We start from the raw sequence: 19,953 nt of genomic DNA on the forward strand, positions 1-19,953 counted from the left end.
CCGGTCAGAACTCCACGCGCGAACAGATCTTCGTCTCGCCGTCGTTCGACTCCAGGTGGGCGATGTCCTCGACGCGCATCTCCCAGTCGAACGACCGGTCCGAGAGGTACGACACCACGTCGCCGACCAGCTCCTCGTCGAGGCTGTAGTACGCCAGCGTGATGTGCGGGAACCACCGGTCCGGGTGGTAGTAGTGGTCGGCGTGGTCCGCGAAGTCGGTGAGGCTCGTCCAGACCCGGTCGTGCAGCGCGGCCAGGTTGGGTGACCGCGCGAGCGGGAGGTAGATGACCGGCGCGGCGGTGAACACCCCGAGCCCGCCCGTGTGGACGGTGAAGGGGTCGACCTCGGGCGTGACCGAGTGCAGGCGCGACTCGACGGTCGTCTTGTCGTACTTCTCCGCGACGTGATAGGAGATGTGCGGCGGTGGCAACTCACTGGCGGGGTCGATACCGAACTCGTCGTGGAGGTCATCCCAGAGGTCGAGGACGCGCTGGTGATGGTCGTCCGGCAACGTGGAGATGACCGCGGAGTTCATCTAGTCGTCAGCGCTCGCGTGGCCGGAGACGGTGCCGTCCGGGACCGTCCCGTCGTCGTTCCAGCCACGGACCTCGTAGTACTCCGAGAGCGCCGTCTCGAAGTCCGGCAGGTCGTAGGGCAGGCTGTCGTCGGCGCGGTCGAAGCCGCGCTGGTTGTTGAAGTGCCGTTCGAGTTCGATGATGCGCGCGCCGACGTCGAGCAGGTCGTCGTAGTCCGTGTCGAGCAGCGCGCCCAGGGTCTCGTCGTCGACGAAGTCACGGGAGAACTTGCAGACGACGCCGGAGTCCAGCACGGCAGCGTGGTTCTCCTTCTCGACGAGCTTCGGGGGCTTACCCTCCAGTCCCTCCTTCGGGACGGCCTTGTCCTTCCCGACGAGGGGGTACTCCAGCGAGTAGAATTCGGCGTACATGTGGTCGGCACCGCGGTTCGCCGTGGCGAAGGCGAGGCCCTGGCCGTTCAGGGTCCGGCCGTCGTGGGCGGAGAACTCCATGCCCTTGACCGACCAGTTCTCGACGCCCAGCTCCTCGTGACAGCGGGCGACGCCCTCGGCGAGCGTGTCGCCGATGTCTTCTCGCCTGGCGATCTTCTCGACCGTCTCGTGGACCAGGTCGGCGTTCCCGAACTCGTCCTCGCTGGCGAGGTACGCCGAGACCACGTCGCCACAGGAGATGGTGTCCATCCCGTACTCGTCGCACAGCTCGTTCGATTTCATCACGTCGACCACGTCGTCGATGCCTGCGTTCGAGCCGAACGACATGACCGTTTCGTACTCCGGGCCCTCCGTCTCGATGCCTGACTCCTCGTCCTTCGTCGGCAGCTTGCAGGCGAAGGCACAGGACGAGCAGGTGCCCTTCTTGTACTTCTTCTCCTCGACGGCGTCGCCGCCGATGCCGTCGGCACCCTCGAACGAGAGCTCGGAGAAGTACCGCGTCGGCAGCGCCTCGACGTGGTTCGCGTAGGAGGTGACGCTGGTCGTCCCCTGCCGGCGCATGATGTGGTCGCTCGTGGCGGCCTCGCGGTGGACGTCCATCTGCACGTCGGGGATGGTCACCTCGGGCGTGGCCTCCCCGCCGAAGGTGAGCGCCTTGACGTTCTTCGACCCGAGGATGGCCCCGAGACCGCCACGGCCGAAGGCACGGGTCTCGGTGGTCATGATGGAGGCAAAGCGCACCAGGTTCTCGCCCGCGGGGCCGATGCAGGCGACCTGGTCCTCCTCGAGGTCGTGGGTCGCGTCCATGTATTCGGAGACCTCGGAGGTGGTCGCGCCCTCGAGCTCCGGGACCTCCTCGAACTCGACGCCCTCGTCCGTGACGTGGATGGCGAGCAGTTCGTCGCTCGCGCCCGTGACCTCGACCGCGCTATAGCCCGTGCCCGTGAAGTTCCGGGACATGAACCCGCCCGCGTTCGAGGAGAGCAGCCCACCGGTCAGCGGCGAGACGCCCGTACAGCTCATCCGGCCGGTGAACGACATCTGGGACATCTGCATCGGGCCCGTCGCGAAGAACAGGGAGTTCTCCGCGTCGAACGGGTCGACGTCGACAGGAACCCGGTCGTACGCGAGTTTCGTGCCGACCCCGCGGCCACCGATGAACGATTCGAGGACGTCGTCGATGTCCGTCTCGTGTGTCTCGCGGGCACCGACGTCGAGCGTGAGGAGTGGACCGACTGCGTGTTTCATGTTCCGAGATAACGGTCTATTCCCGATAAACGTTGTTGCACGACTCGCAAGCGAGCGGCGCGTCTGACGCCGCGGTGAACGTGGGTGTTCGACCGATAGCCGGGGCGTCACGGGGACACCACAGACATGGTGTCAGTATTTACCCACCTCTCGGCCAACCGGGTAGCCATGCGCCGCGGAACGACGACGACAGCCCAGCACCCACGCCGACGAGGACACGGCCACCAGTACGAGGATGAACCCTGATGGTCTCACTCCTCGCACAGGTCGCCGTCATGGGTACGGCAGCATCGGCGGCTACCGACCCCGGCGACCCGAACCTGGTCGTCGGTGTGGGATTGCTCGCGGTCGCGCTGTTCGGCTGAGAAACGTCGAACCGCCCATCAACCGCAGGAAAACGAAGGTCGGTCAGTCGCTCGGGTTACAGAGGTTCATCGCTTCACGGACGCCATCGCGCCGACCGAGCAGGGTGATGCGGTCGCCCTCTTGCATCGTGAAGTCCGCGTCGGGGACCTGCGTGTCGCCGTTGCGGCTCACGAGCGCGATGAGACACCCCTCCGGGAGTTCCGGGCCAATCTCGCGGACGGTGCGCCCGATGAGCTTCTCCGAGGTGACCTGTATCTCCTGGACGTCCCCGGACCGGCCGATGTGGGTCATCCAGTTGGCGAGCGCGGGCCGTTCTATCTCGTTGTCGATGGCCCACGCGGTCGCCATCGCCGAGGAGATGGTCCGCACACCGAGGTCCTCGAACGCCTCGACGTTGTCCGGGTTGTTCGCCCGGGCGATGATGGTCTGGATGTCGAACTTGCTGTTTGCGAGCTGTGCCACGAGGAGGTTCGCGTCGTCGTCACCGGTTGCCGCCACGAGAATCTTCGCGTTTCCGGCACCCGCCGAGCGCAACTCGTCGGTGTCGGTGCCGTCACCCTTGTGGACCGTGTAGCCGGCCTCACGGGCGATTTCGACTATCTCGGGGTTCTTCTCGATGATGACGACGTTCTCCCCTCGGTCTTCGAGGCGAGCGGCGAGCTGTCGACCCACCTTGCCGCCTCCGATTACGAGTACACGCATTGGAATCACGTCGAGTAGTTCTGCGATCTGTCTGGCGAGTCCGGCCTCGAACACGACCGTCACGAGGATGACCAGGAAGACGGTCCCGACGAGGATGTCGGCACCGGCCAGGTTGGTTATCGCGGACTCCGGGTTCGAGAGCTCGAGCGCGAACAGCGTCGCGACCGACGCCGGGATGATACCGCGGGGGCCGACGAGGCTGATGAACCAGCGCTCGTTGGTGGTAAGGCGGTTCCCGGTCGTGCTGAGGAACACCAGCGCCGGCCGGAGGAGAACCGTGATGAAGAGGACGACAGCCATGCCTTGCCAGCCGAGGTCGAGCAGCTTCTCGAACTCCAGCAACGCGGCGAGCGCGATGAAGACGAACGAGAGCACGATCAGGGTTACGTCGCCCTTGAACGACTCTATCTGCTCCTCGTAGGGCAGGTCGGCGTTCCCGAGCACGATGCCGGCCGTCGCGGTCGCGGCGACCCCCGCCTCGGAGTAGATCTCGTTCGCGACCGCGAACGCGACGACCGCCCCCGCCAGGGTGAGCAGCCGTGCGTTCTGCGGCGCGTTGGCGGGCGAGAGGTCGACGTGCCGGAGCAGGTACCAGATGATGCCGGCGACGACGAGACCCACCAGGATGCCCGTCCCCAGTCGCTCGGCGAACAGCCGCACGTACTCGCTGACGCCGGGCTCCTGGACACGGAACGTCTCGAAGATGACGACCGCGAGGATGGCCGCGGTCACGTCGTTGACGATACCCTCGGTCTCCAGCACCGCCTCGACGCGGTCGCGGACCGCGACCACTTCGAGGATGGGCGTGATGACCGTCGGCCCCGTCGCGATCAGCAGCGAGCCGACGAGGAACGCGATTCCCCACTCGGCGTCGAGCAGGTAGCGAACGGCGATGGCCGTGCCGAGGAACGAGATCGCTGCGCCGAGGGTGACGAGTTGGAAGGTCGCTGACGGTGCCTCTCTGAGCTTCTCCAGTTTGAGGTGGAACGCGCCCTCGAAGACGATGATGGCGACGGCGAAACCGACGATTGCCGACAGCGGGTTCGGCCCACCGAACGTCTCCAGCGTGACCAGTCCCAGCACCTCGGGACCGACGATGATGCCGGTGATGATGAGGAACAGCACGCTCGGCACGCGGAAGCGGTCGCCGAGTACCTGCGCTCCCACGCCGAGCGCGAGTATCAGCGCCACGAGCGCGAGGAGGCTACTGCTCCCAGCGGCCGCTGCTGTCAGGGCTAGCACGACGCGTCACCTCGGGTGTCCGCCATGTGGCGGGGACGAAGGTCGCCTGTAGTATAAACGACCCGTTTGCCATCGAGGATTCCCGGAAATTTTCGGGGGTTAGTTACTCGCCGTCGACGCCGACTTCGCCTCCTCGTAGATGTCGAAGACGAAGTCCTCGTATCGCTCCGTGATCTTGCTGCGCTTTTTCTTCATCGTCGGGGTCAACATCCCGTTCTCCTCGGTGAACTCCTCGGGCACCAGCCGGAACTCCTTGATCTGTTCGTGCTTCTCGAAGCGCTCGTTGATGCGGTCGACCTCTGCCTGGATGAGCTCGCGGACGTCGGGGTTGCGACAGACCGCCTTCGGGTCGTCGGGCAGGTCGGCGTCGACCACGTCGCGCAGGGCCTCGAAGTTCGGGACGATGAGCGCCGAGATGAACTTCTCCCCGTCGCCGAGGACGAGTACCTGTTCGACCGTCCGCAGGGAGGCGAACGCGTCCTCGATGGGAGCCGGTGCGACGTTCTTCCCCGTCGAGAGCACGAGCAACTGCTTGGCGCGCTCGCGGAAGACGATGTAGCCGTCGGGACGTTCCTGGACGATGTCACCGGTCCGGAAGTAGCCGTCGTCGGTGAACGCCTTCTCCGTCTCCTCGGGCTTGTTCCAGTAGCCCTCGGTGACGTTCGGGCCCTTGATGAGCAACTCGCCGAAGGTCCCGAGCGCGTCGGTGAACTTGCCCTCCGGGACGACCGTCCGGTCTATCTTCGTCTCCTGGTCGTAGACGACCGGGCCGATGGTGCCGATCTTCGGTTCCTCCGGCGGGTTGGTCGAGACGACGGGTGCGGCCTCGGTGAGCCCGTACCCCTCGTAGATGGGCAGGCCCATCCCGTGGTACAGCGTACACAGTTCGGACGAGAGCGTGCCGCCGCCGCTGATGAGGAAGTCGATGTTGCCACCGAGCGCCTCGCGCACGTCGCTGAACACGAGTTTGTCGGCGAGCCAGTAGCGCGTCTTCAGCATCGGGCCGGGTTTGTCCGCACGGTAGTAGTCGCGGCTGACGTCGGTCGCCCAGTTGAACACGCGCTCTTTGAGCGACGACTCCTCGGCCTGCTCGCGGATGGCGTCGTATATCTTCTCGTACACCCGCGGCACGCTGGTCGCCGTCGTCGGCTCGACGGCCTGGAAGTCCTCTTTCAGGGTGTCGACGCTCTCGGCGTAGCCGACGCACGCCCCGGCGGCGAACTGCAGGAAGTGCCCCGTCAACCGTTCGAACACGTGTGCCAGCGGGAGGTACGACACCGTCTGCGTGTTCTCGTCCACCGTTGGAATGCTGCCGGACTTGTCCGGACGCGGGCCGTAGCGTCGGTAACACTGGTTCACGTTCGCCCGGAAGTTCCCGTGGCTGAGCTTCACGCCCTTGGGCTGGCCGGTCGTCCCGGACGTGTACACCAGACTGGCGAGGTCGTCCATCCCGACCGCGTCGATCCAGCCCTGGTACTCGTCCTCGTCGAATCGCTGCTTGCCCTGCTCGTAGACGTCCGCGAGCGTGTAGATACCGTCTCTGTCCGCGTGCTCCTCGGAGAGCGAGTCCATCGAGATGATGAACCGCACGTCCAGCGAGTCGACGACCTCCAGGACGCGCTCCAGGAGCACCTCGTTCTGGACGACCACGCCGGTCGCGCCCGGGTCTCCGAGGAGGTACTGTATCTGGGCCGGCGAAGACGACTTGTAGACGGTCGTCACGGTCGCGCCAGCGCCGAGCAGGGCGAAGTCACACTGCGCCCACTCCATGCGCGTATCGGAGAACATCCCGACGCGCTGGCCGTGCTCGAGGCCGAGCGCCCGGAACCCCGCCGCCAGGTTCCGGACGATGTCGCGCATCTCGTCGTATGTCAGTGTCTCGAACGCGCCGTCCGGTGCCGCATCGATGGCATCGGTCTCGGCCAGTGCACGGTCGTGGACGCCTCCTTTGTACATCTGTGCCGGCCTGTCGGCGTGTCGCGCTGCGCTCTCCTCGAACATTCGTGCCAGGTTGTTCTCGACGAGCACCTCGTCCGAGAACTCCCGTTCTGCCTCCCGCCAGTCCATAGTCTGGCACGAAACACACGGTACACACCATAATAGTTTATGGCTGAGTCGTCGGTTTACGCCGGTTTATACATATCAATCCGCTGTCGGTGCGTCGGCCGACTGCTCGTCGCCGTAGATGTCGGTCAACAGATGGTCGTAACGCTGCCTGATCTTCAGGCGCTTCTTCTTCAGGGTCGGCGTGAGCATATCGTTCTCGTCGGTCCACTCCTCCGCGACCAATCGGAACGCTTTCACTTGCTCGTGCTTCTCGAAACTCTCGTTCGCCTCGTCGATGGCCGCCTGGATCTGCCCCTGGGTGAACTCGTGGGCACAGAGCTCCTGGTCGTCGTCCGGGACGTCCACACCCTCGCTGGCGGCCCGGGACCGCACCTCGTCGACGTTCGGGACCACGAGCGCGGAGACGAACTTCTCGTCGTCACCCGTGACCATCACCTGTTCGACGACCGCCGCGTTCGAGATGGTGCTCTCGATGGGCTGGGGTGCGAGGTTCTTGCCGGTCGAGAGCACGAGCAACTGCTTCGAGCGCTCGCGGAACACGAGGTAGTCGTCGGGGCGCTTCGTGACGATGTCACCGGTTCGGAACCAGCGGTCGCCGTTCTCGTCCTCGGTGAACGAGGCGTCGGTCTCCTCGGGCTTGTTCCAGTAGCCCCGGGTCACCTGCGGACCCTTGACCAGCAGCTCACCCGTCTCCCCGAGCGTGTCGCGGAGGTCACCCTCGGGGACGACCGACTTGTCTATCCTGATGTCGGTTCCCTCGACCACCGGGCCGATGGTCCCGACCTTCGGCTCCTCCGGCGGGTTCGCGGTGACGCCGGGGGCCGTCTCCGTGAGGCCGTACGCCTCCCAGAGCGGGAGCCCCATCCCGTTGTAGAGCGCGGCGAGCTCCGGCGAGATGCTCCCACCGGCCGACAGCATCACCTCGACGTTCCCGCCGAGCGCCTCCCGGACCGTCGAGAAGACGAGTCTGTCCGCCAGCCACAGCTTCGCGCCGAGGACGACCCCCGGGGAGGAGGTATGGTACTGCTCCCGGGCGACCTCGGTCGCCCAGTTGAACACGCGCTCTTTGAACGCCGACTCCTGTGCCTGCTCCCGGATGGCGTCGTAGAGTTTCTCGAACACCCGTGGGACCGCGGAGGTGACCGTCGGCTGGAGCAACTGGAAGTCCTCTTTCAGCGTGTCGGGACTCTCGGCGAAGCCGACACAGCTGCCGACCGTATACATGTGGAAGTGCCCGGCATGGCGTTCGAACACGTGTGCCAGCGGGAGGAACGAGATGGTCTGGGCGTCGCCGGTGTCGGGCACCGAATCCGGTCGGTCCGGTCGGGGCCCGTACCGTCGCAGCATCTGGTTCATGTTCGCCCGGAAGTTTCGGTGGCTCAGCTGGACGCCCTTGGGCTGGCCGGTCGTCCCCGACGTGTAGACCAGGCTCGCCAGGTCCTCGAGGTCGATGTCGTCGATCCAGCCCTGGTAGGCGTCTTCGTCGAACCGTTTCTTCCCCTGCTCGTACACCTCCGCGAGCGTGTAGATGCCGTCTCGGTCGTCGTACACCGGGTCGACGTCGTCCATCACCACGACGAACCGAACGTCCAGCGCGTCGACGACCTGTTCGACCCGTTCGAGCAGCTCCTGGTTCTCGACGACGACCCCGACCGAGCCGGAGTCGCCGAGGAGGTACTTGACCTGCTCCGGCGAGGACGACTTGTATACCGTCGTCACCACGCCCCCGGCGGCGAGCAGCCCGAAGTCGGTCTGTGCCCACTCCATCCGGGTGTCCGAGAAGATGCCGACCCGCTGGCCGTGTTTCACCCCGAGCGCCCGGAAGCCCGTCGCCAGGTTCCGGACGATGTCGCGCATCTCGTCGTACGTGAGCGTCGCGAAATCGCCGTCTGGTGCGGCGTCGACCACCCCCTGGGAGACGAGCGACCGCTCGTAGATACCACCTTTGTACTTCTGTGCCGGCTTCTCGCTGTGTCGCTCGGCACTCTTCTCGTAGGTCCGGGGCAACGGCTCCATCGCGATGACGTCGCCGTCGAACGCCCGTTCTGCGTCCCGCCAGTCCATGATACGCCAACTGTTGACATGGCACAGAATAAGCATTGTAGCCGAAAGTTGACAGGAAACGGGACGTGGGGCGTCAGTCCTCGGCGTAGAGTGCCGAGATCTCGTCCGCGTACCGCTGCTGGATGTTCCGACGTTTCTTCTTCATCGTCGGCGTGAGCATGTCGTTCTCCTCGGTGAACTCCTCGGGCACCAGCCGGAACTGCTTGATCCGCTCGTACTTCTCGAAGTTCTCGTTGAGGCGGTCGACCTCCGCCTCGATGGTCTCGCGCACGAACTCGTGGGCACAGAGCGCCCCGGGGTTCTCCGGCAGGTCGATGCCCTCGTCGGCCGCGAGCGCCCGGAGACGCTCCGCGTTCGGCACGATGATCGCCCCGATGAACTTCTCGCCGTCACCGACGACCATGCACTGTTCGACCACCTGCGAGGATGCGAACGCGTCCTCGATGGGTGCGGGTGCGACGTTCTTCCCGGTCGAGAGCACGAGCAACTGCTTCGAGCGCTCGCGGAACTCCAGGTAGCCGTCGTCGCGCTGGTGGACGATGTCGCCCGTGCGGAACCAGCGGTCGCCGTTCTCGTCCTCGGTGAACGCTCGCTGGGTTTCCCCGGGCTTCTCCCAGTAGCCCTGGGTCACCGTCTCGCCTTTCACGAGCAACTCGCCGACGATACCCGGGTCGTCCGCGAACGGCTCCTGGTCGATGGCGCTCTCGTCGACCGTCACCTCGACGCCGGGCAGCGCCGGGCCGATGGTGCCGATCTTCGGTTCTTCGGGTGGATTGACGCTGACGACCGGCGAGGTCTCGGTGAGCCCGTAGCCCTCGAGGATGGGCAGGCCCATCCCGTGGTACAGCGCACATAGCTCTGCCGAGAGCGAGCCGCCACCACTCAGCAGGTAGTCGATGTTCCCGCCGAGGGCGTCGCGAACCTTCTTGAACACCAGCTTGTCCGCGACCGCCGCCTTCGCGCGGAGCCCGACGCCGGGATTCTCGGTCGTGTGGTACTCCTTGCCCACGTCGGTCGCCCACTCGAATATCTTCAGGCGCATGTCCGACTCCGCCGCCTGCTCGCGGATGGCGTCGTATATCTTCTCGTACACCCGCGGGACGCTCGTCGCGGCCGTCGGTTGCACGAGTTCGAAGTCCGCCTGCAGGGTGTCGGGGCTCTCGGCGTAGCCGACCGCCGCCCCCGACGCGAACATGATGAAGTGCCCGGCAGTGCGCTCGAACACGTGCGCCAGCGGGAGATAGGAGACGCTCCGGGTGTTCTCGTCGATGACCGGGGTGTCGCCCTTGTCGGGACGCGGGCCGTAGCGCTTGCGAATCTGGTTCACGTTCGCCCGGAAGTTCCCGTGCGTGAGCTGGACGCCCTTGGGCTGGCCCGTGGTCCCCGAGGTGTAGATGAGGCTCGCGAGGTCGTCCCACTCGCGCTCGTCGACCCAGTTCTGGTAGGCGTCTTCGTCGAATACCTCGGCCCCGCGGTCGTGGACCTCGTTCAGCGTGTAGATGTCCTCCCGGTCGTGGAAGCCCTCGATCCAGTCCATCACGACGATGAACTCCAGGTCGAGTTCGTCTTCGACCTCCAGCACCCGGTTCATCATATCCGCGTTCTCGACGACCACCCCGTCGGCGTCCGGGTCGTCCAGCAGGTACTGGACCTGACTCTTCGACGAGCCCGAGTAGACGGTCGTGACGACCGCACCGGCCGCGAGCAGCGCGAAGTCACACTGCGCCCACTCCATCCGTGTGTTCGCGAACAGCCCGACCCGGTCCGCGGGTTCGACGCCGATGTCACGGAACCCCGCCGTGAGATGCCGCACGATGGACTGCATGTCGGCGTAGCTGATGGCCCGGTACTCCTCGTCCGGCACTTCGGGAAGCACCGTCTCCGTGAGTGACCGGTGGTAGACGCCGCCCTTGTACAGCTGTGCCGGGCGGTCGGCGTATCGCTCGGCTGCCTCCTCGAACATCCGGGCGAGATTGGTTCGCCCGATAACCTCGTCCTCGTAGTCCCGCTCCGCGTCCTGCCAGTTCATATCATACCCAAGCAGGGCAAACAGAATAAAAACCTATGAACTTTCGGTCGGTTTCTGGTCGGCCGTCCTCACTGCCTGTTGTCCAGGTACCGTAACACGCCCCGCACGTTCATCGCGGTCTCCCCGCGGGCCTTCCGCTCGCCCCACACCTCGGTCATCTCCGTGTCTTCGACGAAGTACTCGACGACCGCCTCGTCGTCCGCCAGTTCCTCGCGCATCTCCTCGACGGTGGCGACCCACGCCTCCAGCTGGGCCTCGTACTCGGTCAGCCGGTCCGCGGTCGGGGTCGGGCCGAAGTGCGGGTACAGCAGGGTCGAGGGCGCGATAGCGCGAATCTTCTCGACGTCGTCGATGGCCTGTTCGAGGTCGAACTGCGGCGGCGGCGTGGTCTCCCGGACGCTGTCGAACGTCGGGACGTAGATGCCCGCCGCGTCCGCGGTGAACACGGCGTCGTTGGTCGGGTCGTAGAAGATGTGCTGGTGGGGCGCGTGCCCAGGGGCATCGGTGGCGTGCAGAGAGTGGTCGCCGAGGCGGATGACGTCGCCATCGGCGAGTTCGAGAATCCGGTCCTCCGGGACGGGCTTCGGCTCGGTGTACCACTCTATCTGGTCGCCGACGGCTCCCTTGGTCCCCTCCCAGAGCCGGGACGGGTCGACGAGGTGGCGCGCGCCACGTTCGTGGACCGCGACCGTCGCGTTGGGGCACGCCTCGGCGAGGTAGCCCGCGCCACCCGCGTGGTCGAGGTGGACGTGTGTGGGCACGAGGTACTCCACGTCCCCGGGCGCGATGTCGAGTTCAGAGAGCGCGTCGAGGATGCGCTCGTAGTGGGTGCCGATGCCGGTGTCCACGATGGCCACCTGCTCGGCATCGAGGATGTACACCGCACCGTACTCCTCGGTATCGTACATCCCCGTGTCGACGTAGTAGAGGTCGGTACACTCTCCTGTCGTGACTTCCTGCAGGTCCCCTGGAGCCATGTGTATCAACGCGACCCGAACCGGGAAAAAGATTCAGTCGTGGTGGGCAAGCAGTGCGGTGCGCTACCGTGCCTGTGCCACGCCGGACCACGGTTCCGATACGGTTTTCCCGGGCCCTCGTGAAGAATTCGGCAAATGCTTGACCGCCGGTACATCCGAGAGAATCCGGAGGAGGTCCGTGCGAGCCTCGCAAACCGAGGCTACGACATCGACCTCGACGAGATCCTCGACATGGACGAGGAGTGGCGCGAACTCAAGGCGAGAGGCGACGACCTCCGCCACGAGCGCAACACGGTGAGCCAGAAAATCGGCCAGCTCAAACAGGAGGGCAAAGAGGAGGAGGCCCAGGAAGCCATCGAGAAGTCCAGCGAACTCAAGGACGAGCTCGAGACCATCGAAGACCGTGCCGACGAGCTCGACGCGGAACTCGACGAGCGCCTGCTCGAACTCCCGCAGGTCCCCCACGAGTCGGTCCCGGTCGGCGAGGACGAGTCGGACAACGTCGAGGAGACCCGCTGGGGCTTCGACGACCTGCGCGACCTGCCAGACGAGGTGACCCCGCACTACGACATCGGCGAGGACCTCGACATCATCGACGAGGCCCGCGGCGCGAAGACCACCGGTGCCGGCTTCTACTTCCTCAAGGGCGACGGTGCCCGCCTCGAACACGCGCTCATCCAGTTCATGCTGGACGTCCACCGCGAGCAGGACTACGTCGACGTGTTCCCGCCGGTCCCCGTGAAATCGACCTCGATGCGCGGCACCGGCCAGCTCCCGAAGTTCAACGAGGACGCCTACCGCATCGGCGGCGACGAGTTCGACGACTACGACGACGACGACCTCTGGCTCTGCCCCACCGCCGAGGTCCCGGTCACGAACATGTACCGCGACGACATCCTCCTGCGGGAGGACCTCCCGCTGAAGCACCAGGCGTACACGCCGAACTTCCGGCGCGAGGCCGGTGAACACGGGACCGAAACGCGGGGAATCGTCCGCGTCCACCAGTTCAACAAGGTCGAACTCGTCAACTTCGTCGAACCCGAGGAGAGCTACGACCGCCTCCAGGACCTGGTCGACGAGGCCGCCGAGGTGCTCGAACGCCTCGGCCTGCCCTACCGCGTCCTCTCGCTCTGTACCGGCGACCTCACCTTCGCCAGCGCGAAGACGTTCGACCTCGAGGTGTGGGCCCCCGGCACCGAGAGCGACGACGCACCCGAGGGACTGGGCGGCCGCTGGCTCGAGGTGTCGAGCGCCTCGAACTTCGAGGACTTCCAGGCCCGCCGCGCCGGCATCCGCTTCCGCCGCGAGCACCACGAGAGCGCGGAGTACCTCCACACGCTCAACGCCTCGGGCACCGCCGTCGGCCGCGTGATGGTCGCCATCCTCGAGTACTACCAGAACGAGGACGGCACCGTCACCGTCCCCGAGGCCCTGCGCCCGTACATGGGCGGGACCGAGGTCATCGAGGGCCACGAGAAGGTCGGCGAGAGCGCCCTCGGGAAGGGCGAGTAACCCCTGCACAGTCCGGGTCGACCATTTCGTTCTCCCGGCCCGTCTTCTCCGGTATGCACCCCGTCAGTACCGACCGTGCCGCAAGTAGCCGCCCGCCCACCCGGTGCCCGCCATGCTGACCGCGTTCCTCGGCGGCCTCGGTGGCCCGGAACTCCTCGTGTTGTTCCTGCTGATCGCGCTCCCCGTGGGCATCGTCCTCGCGCTCGTCGTCGCCGTGCGCGGGCTCACCAGCCACCGGCAGCAGGATTCTGCACTCGAAGCGCTCCGGCTCGCCTACGCCCGTGGCGACCTCACCCGCAACGAGTACGAGGAGCGCCGGGACGTCCTCGAACGTGACCGGCGGTGAGTCCGCAGAAAGTTGATTCGTCGTGAGCACGAACTCGACACCGACGATGGTCCTCGCACTCGACACCCTGGCTACACCCGCACCCCTGTTCGTCGGCGGTATCGGCGGCCCGGAGATACTCATCATCCTCATCGTATTCGGGCTCCCCGCCGTGCTCGTCCTGCTGGCGGCCGGCGTCGGCCGCGAACTCCTGACCGGCGGCGACGACGAAGATTCCGCACTCGAAGCCCTCCGGGAGGCGTACGCCCGCGGCGACATCGACCGCGAGGAGTACGAGGAACGCCGCGACGTGCTGGTCTCTGACGGACAGGAACCGGAAGACCGGGCAGTCGAGACCGAACAGCAGTAACAGATTTCTTACCGGGTGTACGTCGACAACGCCGTTATCTCCCCCTCCGCGATCTCGAACACGTCGACGAACCGGACCAGGACGTCACCCGCGTCGGTCACGACCTGCCCCCTGACGGCCGTCTCCGTCCCGTTCCGGTAGACTGCCTCGACGGTGTGAGTCGTGTCACTCCGCGGCCGCTCCTCGCGCATGAACCGGACGAACGAATCGCGTCCCTCGAAGGTGCGGTCGGGGCGATGCTGCACGAACGCCGGCGACAGCGCCGTTCGAAGCGACTCGTACGCCCCCTCGTCAAGCGCTCGGTAGTACGTAGCGACAGGCTCGGCGAGGTCCATGCCCACGCTTCGACCCGGTGGTAGAAAGGTCCGTCGCGGTCAGGCCTGGTCGGGAAAGAGCGAACTCGGCTTGCGGAGCTCGTCCCCGGTACTCGCGGACTCGTGTGCTTGCTCCGCATCGGCCTGATACTCCGCGCCCAGCTCGGCGTCCGCTGCGTCGAAGTGCTCTGCCGCCCCGGCGTACCACTTCGCCGCCCGCCGGAAGTCGTCGCTCCGGGACCGCGCGTCCTCCGCGGCCGCCTCGACCTCCGCGGATTCCGAGAACCGCCTGGCGGACCGGAAGCTCTCGGCCGCGGCGTCGAAGTACGCGACCGCCTCGTCGAACTGGTCGACCGCGCCGCCCCACGCCTCCATCTCGTACATCGACCACGCGGTCTCGAACCGGTCGTGGCCGCCGTCGTAGTGCTCGAACCCGCGGGCGTAGCGCTGGATGGCGGTCCGGTCGTCCCGCACGTCGTCGAGCGCGCCGCGGACCTCGCCCAGCTCGGGGACGACCCGCTGGTCCTCGGTCGTCCACGTGTACCGGACGCGCTGGCGGTCGTCGATGACGACCACGGACCGTTGCGGGACCTTCCGGTGGCCGCGCCAGTCGTCCATGCAGACGCCGTACTCCTCGGCGACCTCGCCGATGGAGTCCGTCAGGAGCGGATACGTGATGTTGTTCATCTCGGCGAACTGTCGGTGGCTGAACACCGAGTCCCCGGAGATGCCGAACAGCGTCACGTCCGCGTCGAGGTTCAGGAGGTCGAAATCCTGCATCGTACACAGCGAGGAGGTACAGGTCGGGCTGAAGTCCGCGGGATAGAACGCGAGGACGACCACGTCTTCGCGGAGCGCCTCGGACAGCGAGAACTCGCCGATCTCGCCGTTCTCGACGCCGGGGAGTGCGAAGTCCGGTGCGTGCGAGCCAACCGATAACATGGCTTCCCGTTGTGTGCCCCCGAACTTAGCTCTGGCCGCCGGCCCGCGCCGTCGCCAGACAACTCAGCTAACATACAGGAACGCGCTTCAGGGAACGGTTTTCCACCCGGCGACCGAACCCTGTGCCATGGCAACAACCGACGATTCGTTCGTCCCGGTCGCGTCGCTCGCCGAGCTCGAAGCGGAGGGCCGAAAGCTCGTCACCCCGCAGGGTCACGCCATCGCGGTCTTCTACCACGAGGGTGAGGTCCGGGCGGTCGACAACCGCTGCCCACACATGGGATTCCCGCTCGCAGATGGCACCGTCGACGAGGGCGTCCTGACCTGTCACTGGCACCACGCCCGGTTCGAGCTCTCGTGCGGGGATACGTTCGACCCCTGGGCCGACGACGTCCAGACCTACCCCGTCGAGGTCCGCGACGGCGAAGTGTACGTGGACCCGGACCCACCGCTGGAGACCGAGCCCGCCGAGCACTGGGCGACCCGTCTCGACACCGGTCTCGAGGAGAACCTGCGGCTGGTCGTCGCCAAGGCGACCATCGGCCTGCTGAACGAGCAGATCGACCCCGTCGACCCACTGGCACAGGGCGTCCGGTTCGGGACCCGGTACCGCGAGCAGGGCTGGTCCTCTGGCCTCACCATCCTCGCCGCGATGGCGAACGTCCTCCCCGAACTCGACGATGAGGACCAGAAACGGGCACTCTACACCGGCCTGCGCCACGTCGCCTCCGACTGTGCAGGACAGGCCCCGAACTTCGACCAGCCGTCGTTCTCGACGCGCGAGGTCGACCCCGAGCGCCTCGAATCGTGGTTCCGCGAGAACGTCGAGGTTCGCGACGCCGATGGTGCCGAGCGCGTCCTCCGGACCGCCATCGAGACCTGCGACCGCGAGCAGGTCGAGACGATGCTGTTCGCCGCGGCGACCGACCACCGCTACCTCGATTCCGGGCACTCCTTCGACTTCGTCAACAAGGCCATCGAGACACTGGACCACGTCGGCTGGGACGCCGCGGACGACACGCTGGCGAGCCTCGTCGAGCGACTGACCGCCGCCCAGCGCAGCGAGGAACTCTCCTCGTGGCGACAGCCCATCGACCTGGCCAGTCTGCTGGACGACGCCTTCGAGGACCTCGACGACCTGGCGGCCAGCGGGGAGGGCCAGACGTGGACCGAACCTGCGGACTTCCAGGACACGCTGCTCTCGGACGACCCGCATGACATCGTGGCTGCGCTGTGTGGGGCAATCGAAGCCGGGGCGACGACCGAGGAGCTGGCACACGCCGTGGCCCACGCCGCTGCGACTCGCGTCGCCCAGTTCGGCACCGCGAACGAGTTCTCCGACTGGAACACGGTACATCACACGTTCACCTACGCGAACGCGGTCCACCAGGCGACCCGGCGCGTCGAGGCCACGGAACTCTACCGCGGCGTGTTCGACGCAGCGATCAACGTGTATCTGGACCGGTTCCTCAACACGCCGCCCGCGCCGATTCCGGAGCCTGCCAGCAGCGACCGCGGCCCGGCCGCCGTGCTCTACGACCTCCGCGAGACGTTCGACGAGGAGGGGCAGGTGAACGAGGCAGGAAGACTCGTCGGGGAGTTCCTCGACTGCGGGGGCGACCCCGCCGACCTGAAGCGGACGCTCGGGCACTGTCTCCTGCGCGAGGACGCGGGCTTCCACACGCTGCAGGCGCTCGAAACTGGCTTCCGGCAGTTCGACCTCGCGGGCGACGACTACCGGGCCAGGGTCGCGATGGTCGCGGTCGCCCGCTACATGGCGGCGCACTTCCCGACCCGCCGGGAGGCCGAGCAGACGTTCACCATCGCCTCGCGGCTGCTCCGCGGGGAAGCGGTCCACGAGGCGGACTGACCGGGCGTCGCTGCCCGAACCGTCGACATCTCTCCGGACGCGTCGCTTTTCACCTCGGGGCCCCTGCATCCGTCCATGCTGCGCTTTCAGGTTCACGGTGTGTACGGCGGCTGGGAGGCCGCCGTGACGGGTCCCTCCGATCACGTCGAGTTCGGCGTCGAGGCAGACGGCTCGCAGGTGTTGCACACCTACGGCTCGATGCACTCGCTGCTCCGACTGTACGACCTCGCCCGGCTGGAGCAGCCCCGCCACCCCCGCTTTCTGGGGTACGACGTGCACGAAGGGCCAAACGGCATCACCCTCGATTTCCAGGCCGCCCGGGTGGAGACGACGTACCCGGAGCTCCGCGAGGCGATGGAACCGTTCCTGACCGACCTGTTCGGTCAGCTCGACGCCCAGACCGTCGGCGACCGTGACGACCACATCGACACCATCCTCGACCGCGACGAGGTGCTGGTCGACCTGCACGAGCTTCGCGACCAGCTCGGGTAGCGAGGCGCTTTTCTCCCTCGACGGGGAACTCCCTCGCGTGAACCTCCACGTCCGCTACGAGGGTGACGACGACCCGAAGAAGTGCACGGCCCGCAAGCTCGCGCGGTTCGACCTCGCCGAGTTGCACCGCTCGAACCGGGCCACCCCCTACGGCGTCGTCCTCAACCCCCACGCGGAGCAGGCGCTCTCGCCGGCCGACGCGGACGCGACGAACCTCGTCGCGCTGGACTGCTCGTGGGAGACCGCCGAGGCCGCGATGTTCGAGATGCCGGGTGAGCACCGGGCGCTCCCGTTCCTCGTCGCGGCGAACCCGGTGAACTACGGCCGGCCGTTCAAGCTGACGACGGTCGAGGCGCTGGCGGCGGCGCTGTGCATCCTCGGCGAGCGCGACCACGCCGAGGAGATCCTCGCGAAGTTCACCTGGGGCGAGACCTTCCTGACGCTCAACGAGGAGCCGCTGCGGCGCTACAGCGAGTGCGCGGATTCAACGGCGGTCGTCGCGGTGCAAGACGACTACCTCGCGGACGAGGACGACGAGGAGTGAGCGGTCGCTGGTCGTCGGGTGAATGGCGAACAGACGGCACGGGGGGAGCAGACGGTACGGAATCTGCTATCCCGCGCGAGCGGGTGCCGCACAACCGCGGACGCTCGCGCGGTGACTCGTCAGTGCATGCCGAGACTGGCCCCGGCATCGGTCTTGAATGGTCGTGCAGGTGGGGTCGTGGGGCGACCCGACTCGGAAACGCTTTTATCCGCACCCGCATGAACTCACGATATGGCTAAATTCGACGCTGCGGTCGACCGGACGCTCGAGAAGATGATCTGCATGCGATGTAACGCCCGCAACGCGAAGCGCGCGGAGAAGTGCCGCAAGTGCGGCTACCAGAAGCTCCGCCCGAAGGCGAAGGAAAAGCGCGCGGCGTAATCGGCTCGACCCTTCTCTCCGAGGCAGCACTCCCGTAGCGTTGCGTCTGTCTCGCTCACTCGCCGGGGTACTTCGGCTGCCGGCGCTCGGCCCGAGAGAGGGCGGTCTCGACCACGTCGCGCACGTCGCCGTGGAACTCGTCGCCGTGACCGGCGTACATGTGTTCGACCGAGTCCGGCATGCGGTCGAGCAGGTCCTTGATGCTCGCGATGAGTCGTTCGCGCGACTGCCCGTCCATGTCGGTCCGGCCGAAGCTCCCGTAGTCGAAGGCGGCGTCGTTGTGGACCACGACGTCGCCCGAGAACAGCGTCGATTCGCTCACGTAGGCGACGTGGTCGGCGGCGTGGCCGGGGGTGTAGACGACCTCGAACGTCTCGTCGCCGATCTTCACGAAGTCGCCGTCGTCCAGTTCGTGGGTCCGGCGGGGATGCTGGGCGTAGGCGTAGCAGTCACACGAGAAGGCGTCGAGGACGGCATCGAGCTGGGCGACGTGGTCGCCGTGCTGGTGCGTGAGGACCACCTGGTCGAGGTGGTCGGTGTGGCCACGGACGACTTCGACGACGCCCTCCATGGCCCCGGCGTCGACGAGCGTCGTGCGCTCGCCGGTGACGAGATAGGCGTTACAGGTGAACACGTCGGCGTCTGCCGTCACGTGGGTCACGTTCATACTCGGAGCCTCGTGGCCACGCCAGAAAACGGTGGCGGGGCGGGCAAACACCGTTTCGACGACCGAATGGGTTGGTATTCCAAGGCATGGCCGTGGTTTTTTTGAGTCCTTAACGATTATACCCAAACGCATGGGCTTCGGGAGCTACGACGAATCGGAACAGGAGAACCAGAGCATCGACACAGACCTCGACGAGAGCGAGTCAGTAAACACACGGGAATCGAACCACGAAGGAAGCATCGAGTTCGAGAACGGGGCGTCGAACGACGAACTTATCGACCGGCTGAAAGACATCAAGACAGAGGAGTAGTCACGCGTGAAGCCCGGAGTGCGGGCGTTGGGTGTCGCCGAATCGTTCCGGGACGACGAGAGCACACTCGCGGGTGTCGTGGTCAGAGCGAATCGCGTTGTAGACGGTCTCTCTTTTGGGACGTGTACCGTCGGTGGGAGCGACGTGACCGCAGCTGTCGAGGGGCTGTACGACCGGCTCGGCCGTGAGGACGTCCGGTACGTCATGGTGTCGGGTATCGCACTGGCATGGTACAACCTGCTGGACATGCACCGGCTGGCCGACGCCATCGACCGGCCGGTCCTCTCGGTGACGTACGAGGCGAGCGACGGCCTGGACGACGCCATCCGCGAGGCGTTCGAGGGCGAGGCGCGCGAGGCCCGGCTGGCGACCTACCGGGCACAGCCCGACCGGACCCCCGTCGAAGTCAACGGTGAGACCGTGTACGTCCGGGCGGTCGGCGTGGACCCAGCCGAGGCGCGCGACGTGGTGCGGGCGTTCACCCCTGAAGGTGGGCGACCCGAACCGCTCCGGGTGGCTCGCATGGCCGCCCGTGCGGGGGACGCGCTCCGCAGGGATTAGGTA

19 protein-coding genes are annotated in these 19,953 nt (G+C 66.4%); 9 read left to right on the forward strand and 10 right to left on the reverse strand.

Going from position 1 to position 19,953, the window contains the following annotated elements; translation table 11 throughout:
• Positions 1-4: 4 nt before the first annotated feature.
• The 7 genes from ACSC1S_RS14875 to ACSC1S_RS14905 all read right to left on the reverse strand — a co-directional run bounded on the left by ACSC1S_RS14875 (position 5) and on the right by ACSC1S_RS14905 (position 11,662).
• Positions 5-535, reverse strand: coding sequence for a 2'-5' RNA ligase family protein (locus ACSC1S_RS14875; RefSeq protein ID WP_261648605.1), 531 nt, complete (start codon positions 533-535; stop codon positions 5-7).
• Entirely contained in the window at positions 536-2,215 is a 1,680-nt protein-coding gene (locus ACSC1S_RS14880; protein WP_435364990.1) for an aldehyde ferredoxin oxidoreductase family protein, read from the reverse strand. It abuts the gene before it with no gap.
• Between the two features lie 408 nt (positions 2,216-2,623).
• A complete protein-coding gene (locus ACSC1S_RS14885) occupies positions 2,624-4,525 on the reverse strand; it encodes a cation:proton antiporter domain-containing protein (RefSeq protein WP_435364991.1) in 1,902 nt (633 codons plus the stop codon).
• 99 nt (positions 4,526-4,624) lie between these two features.
• Positions 4,625-6,592: an AMP-dependent synthetase/ligase gene (locus tag ACSC1S_RS14890; protein ID WP_435364992.1), complete on the reverse strand. Its 1,968-nt coding sequence runs from the start codon at positions 6,590-6,592 to the stop codon at positions 4,625-4,627.
• 75 nt (positions 6,593-6,667) lie between these two features.
• Positions 6,668-8,656: an AMP-dependent synthetase/ligase gene (locus ACSC1S_RS14895; protein ID WP_435364993.1), complete on the reverse strand. Its 1,989-nt coding sequence runs from the start codon at positions 8,654-8,656 to the stop codon at positions 6,668-6,670.
• 73 nt (positions 8,657-8,729) lie between these two features.
• Positions 8,730-10,685 (reverse strand): AMP-dependent synthetase/ligase, encoded by a 1,956-nt coding sequence (locus ACSC1S_RS14900; RefSeq protein WP_435364994.1) that lies wholly within the window; start codon positions 10,683-10,685, stop codon positions 8,730-8,732.
• A gap of 68 nt (positions 10,686-10,753) precedes the next feature.
• A complete protein-coding gene (locus tag ACSC1S_RS14905; protein ID WP_435364995.1) occupies positions 10,754-11,662 on the reverse strand; it encodes an MBL fold metallo-hydrolase in 909 nt (302 codons plus the stop codon).
• A 135-nt stretch (positions 11,663-11,797) separates the two neighbouring features.
• On the opposite strand from ACSC1S_RS14905, the gene serS reads away from it, so the two are divergent.
• The 3 genes from serS to ACSC1S_RS14920 all read left to right on the forward strand — a co-directional run bounded on the left by serS (position 11,798) and on the right by ACSC1S_RS14920 (position 13,869).
• Complete coding sequence (serS, locus tag ACSC1S_RS14910; RefSeq protein ID WP_435364996.1) at positions 11,798-13,174, forward strand: serine--tRNA ligase; 1,377 nt, start codon at positions 11,798-11,800, stop codon at positions 13,172-13,174.
• 112 nt (positions 13,175-13,286) lie between these two features.
• The gene (locus ACSC1S_RS14915) at positions 13,287-13,520 is read left to right on the forward strand and encodes an SHOCT domain-containing protein (RefSeq protein ID WP_435364997.1); all 234 of its coding nucleotides are present in this window, start codon (positions 13,287-13,289) and stop codon (positions 13,518-13,520) included.
• A gap of 46 nt (positions 13,521-13,566) precedes the next feature.
• Positions 13,567-13,869: an SHOCT domain-containing protein gene (locus ACSC1S_RS14920; RefSeq protein WP_435364998.1), complete on the forward strand. Its 303-nt coding sequence runs from the start codon at positions 13,567-13,569 to the stop codon at positions 13,867-13,869.
• A gap of 8 nt (positions 13,870-13,877) precedes the next feature.
• Here ACSC1S_RS14920 and ACSC1S_RS14925 read toward each other — a convergent pair whose 3' ends face one another.
• Positions 13,878-14,204 carry a nuclear transport factor 2 family protein gene (locus tag ACSC1S_RS14925; protein ID WP_435364999.1) on the reverse strand — a complete coding sequence of 109 codons (327 nt, stop codon included), beginning with the start codon at positions 14,202-14,204 and terminating at the stop codon, positions 13,878-13,880.
• Between the two features lie 39 nt (positions 14,205-14,243).
• The gene (locus ACSC1S_RS14930) at positions 14,244-15,125 is read right to left on the reverse strand and encodes a redoxin domain-containing protein (protein WP_435365000.1); all 882 of its coding nucleotides are present in this window, start codon (positions 15,123-15,125) and stop codon (positions 14,244-14,246) included.
• A 127-nt stretch (positions 15,126-15,252) separates the two neighbouring features.
• Between ACSC1S_RS14930 and ACSC1S_RS14935 the strand changes: the two genes are divergently transcribed.
• The 4 genes from ACSC1S_RS14935 (at position 15,253) to ACSC1S_RS14950 (ending at position 18,412) form a co-directional block, all read left to right on the forward strand.
• Positions 15,253-16,995 carry a Rieske (2Fe-2S) protein gene (locus ACSC1S_RS14935; RefSeq protein WP_435365001.1) on the forward strand — a complete coding sequence of 581 codons (1,743 nt, stop codon included), beginning with the start codon at positions 15,253-15,255 and terminating at the stop codon, positions 16,993-16,995.
• A gap of 75 nt (positions 16,996-17,070) precedes the next feature.
• A complete protein-coding gene (locus tag ACSC1S_RS14940) occupies positions 17,071-17,487 on the forward strand; it encodes a hypothetical protein (protein ID WP_261648625.1) in 417 nt (138 codons plus the stop codon).
• 37 nt (positions 17,488-17,524) lie between these two features.
• On the forward strand, positions 17,525-18,031 hold the full coding sequence (locus ACSC1S_RS14945) for a DUF367 family protein (RefSeq protein WP_435319632.1): 507 nt from the start codon (positions 17,525-17,527) through the stop codon (positions 18,029-18,031).
• Positions 18,032-18,262: 231 nt separating this feature from the next.
• Positions 18,263-18,412, forward strand: a complete 150-nt coding sequence (locus tag ACSC1S_RS14950; RefSeq protein WP_435365002.1) for a 50S ribosomal protein L40e — start codon at positions 18,263-18,265, stop codon at positions 18,410-18,412.
• 55 nt (positions 18,413-18,467) lie between these two features.
• Here the strand turns inward: ACSC1S_RS14950 and ACSC1S_RS14955 are convergent, their stop codons facing one another.
• Positions 18,468-19,079 (reverse strand): MBL fold metallo-hydrolase, encoded by a 612-nt coding sequence (locus tag ACSC1S_RS14955; RefSeq protein ID WP_435365003.1) that lies wholly within the window; start codon positions 19,077-19,079, stop codon positions 18,468-18,470.
• Between the two features lie 130 nt (positions 19,080-19,209).
• On the opposite strand from ACSC1S_RS14955, the gene ACSC1S_RS14960 reads away from it, so the two are divergent.
• Both ACSC1S_RS14960 and ACSC1S_RS14965 read left to right on the forward strand, forming a co-directional pair.
• The gene (locus ACSC1S_RS14960) at positions 19,210-19,389 is read left to right on the forward strand and encodes a DUF5786 family protein (protein WP_261648631.1); all 180 of its coding nucleotides are present in this window, start codon (positions 19,210-19,212) and stop codon (positions 19,387-19,389) included.
• 6 nt (positions 19,390-19,395) lie between these two features.
• Positions 19,396-19,950: an endonuclease dU gene (locus ACSC1S_RS14965; protein ID WP_435365004.1), complete on the forward strand. Its 555-nt coding sequence runs from the start codon at positions 19,396-19,398 to the stop codon at positions 19,948-19,950.
• Positions 19,951-19,953 lie beyond the last annotated feature (3 nt).

Origin of the sequence: Haloarchaeobius pelagicus, assembly GCF_051207375.1 — an archaeon.
Lineage (GTDB): Archaea > Halobacteriota > Halobacteria > Halobacteriales > Natrialbaceae > Haloarchaeobius.

What these genes read in the sequence shown, in the direction of transcription:
- ACSC1S_RS14880 (WP_435364990.1), bottom strand. Translation starts at nt 2,215, where the DNA reads ATGAAACACGCAGTCGGTCCACTCCTCACGCTCGACGTCGGTGCCCGC.
- ACSC1S_RS14960 (WP_261648631.1), top strand. Translation starts at nt 19,210, where the DNA reads ATGGGCTTCGGGAGCTACGACGAATCGGAACAGGAGAACCAGAGCATC.
- ACSC1S_RS14890 (WP_435364992.1), bottom strand. Translation starts at nt 6,592, where the DNA reads ATGGACTGGCGGGAGGCAGAACGGGAGTTCTCGGACGAGGTGCTCGTC.
- ACSC1S_RS14900 (WP_435364994.1), bottom strand. Translation starts at nt 10,685, where the DNA reads ATGAACTGGCAGGACGCGGAGCGGGACTACGAGGACGAGGTTATCGGG.
- ACSC1S_RS14935 (WP_435365001.1), top strand. Translation starts at nt 15,253, where the DNA reads ATGGCAACAACCGACGATTCGTTCGTCCCGGTCGCGTCGCTCGCCGAG.
- ACSC1S_RS14950 (WP_435365002.1), top strand. Translation starts at nt 18,263, where the DNA reads ATGGCTAAATTCGACGCTGCGGTCGACCGGACGCTCGAGAAGATGATC.
- ACSC1S_RS14905 (WP_435364995.1), bottom strand. Translation starts at nt 11,662, where the DNA reads ATGGCTCCAGGGGACCTGCAGGAAGTCACGACAGGAGAGTGTACCGAC.
- ACSC1S_RS14955 (WP_435365003.1), bottom strand. Translation starts at nt 19,079, where the DNA reads ATGAACGTGACCCACGTGACGGCAGACGCCGACGTGTTCACCTGTAAC.
- serS (WP_435364996.1), top strand. Translation starts at nt 11,798, where the DNA reads ATGCTTGACCGCCGGTACATCCGAGAGAATCCGGAGGAGGTCCGTGCG.
- ACSC1S_RS14875 (WP_261648605.1), bottom strand. Translation starts at nt 535, where the DNA reads ATGAACTCCGCGGTCATCTCCACGTTGCCGGACGACCATCACCAGCGC.
- ACSC1S_RS14915 (WP_435364997.1), top strand. Translation starts at nt 13,287, where the DNA reads ATGCTGACCGCGTTCCTCGGCGGCCTCGGTGGCCCGGAACTCCTCGTG.
- ACSC1S_RS14895 (WP_435364993.1), bottom strand. Translation starts at nt 8,656, where the DNA reads ATGGACTGGCGGGACGCAGAACGGGCGTTCGACGGCGACGTCATCGCG.
- ACSC1S_RS14940 (WP_261648625.1), top strand. Translation starts at nt 17,071, where the DNA reads ATGCTGCGCTTTCAGGTTCACGGTGTGTACGGCGGCTGGGAGGCCGCC.
- ACSC1S_RS14920 (WP_435364998.1), top strand. Translation starts at nt 13,567, where the DNA reads ATGGTCCTCGCACTCGACACCCTGGCTACACCCGCACCCCTGTTCGTC.
- ACSC1S_RS14930 (WP_435365000.1), bottom strand. Translation starts at nt 15,125, where the DNA reads ATGTTATCGGTTGGCTCGCACGCACCGGACTTCGCACTCCCCGGCGTC.
- ACSC1S_RS14925 (WP_435364999.1), bottom strand. Translation starts at nt 14,204, where the DNA reads ATGGACCTCGCCGAGCCTGTCGCTACGTACTACCGAGCGCTTGACGAG.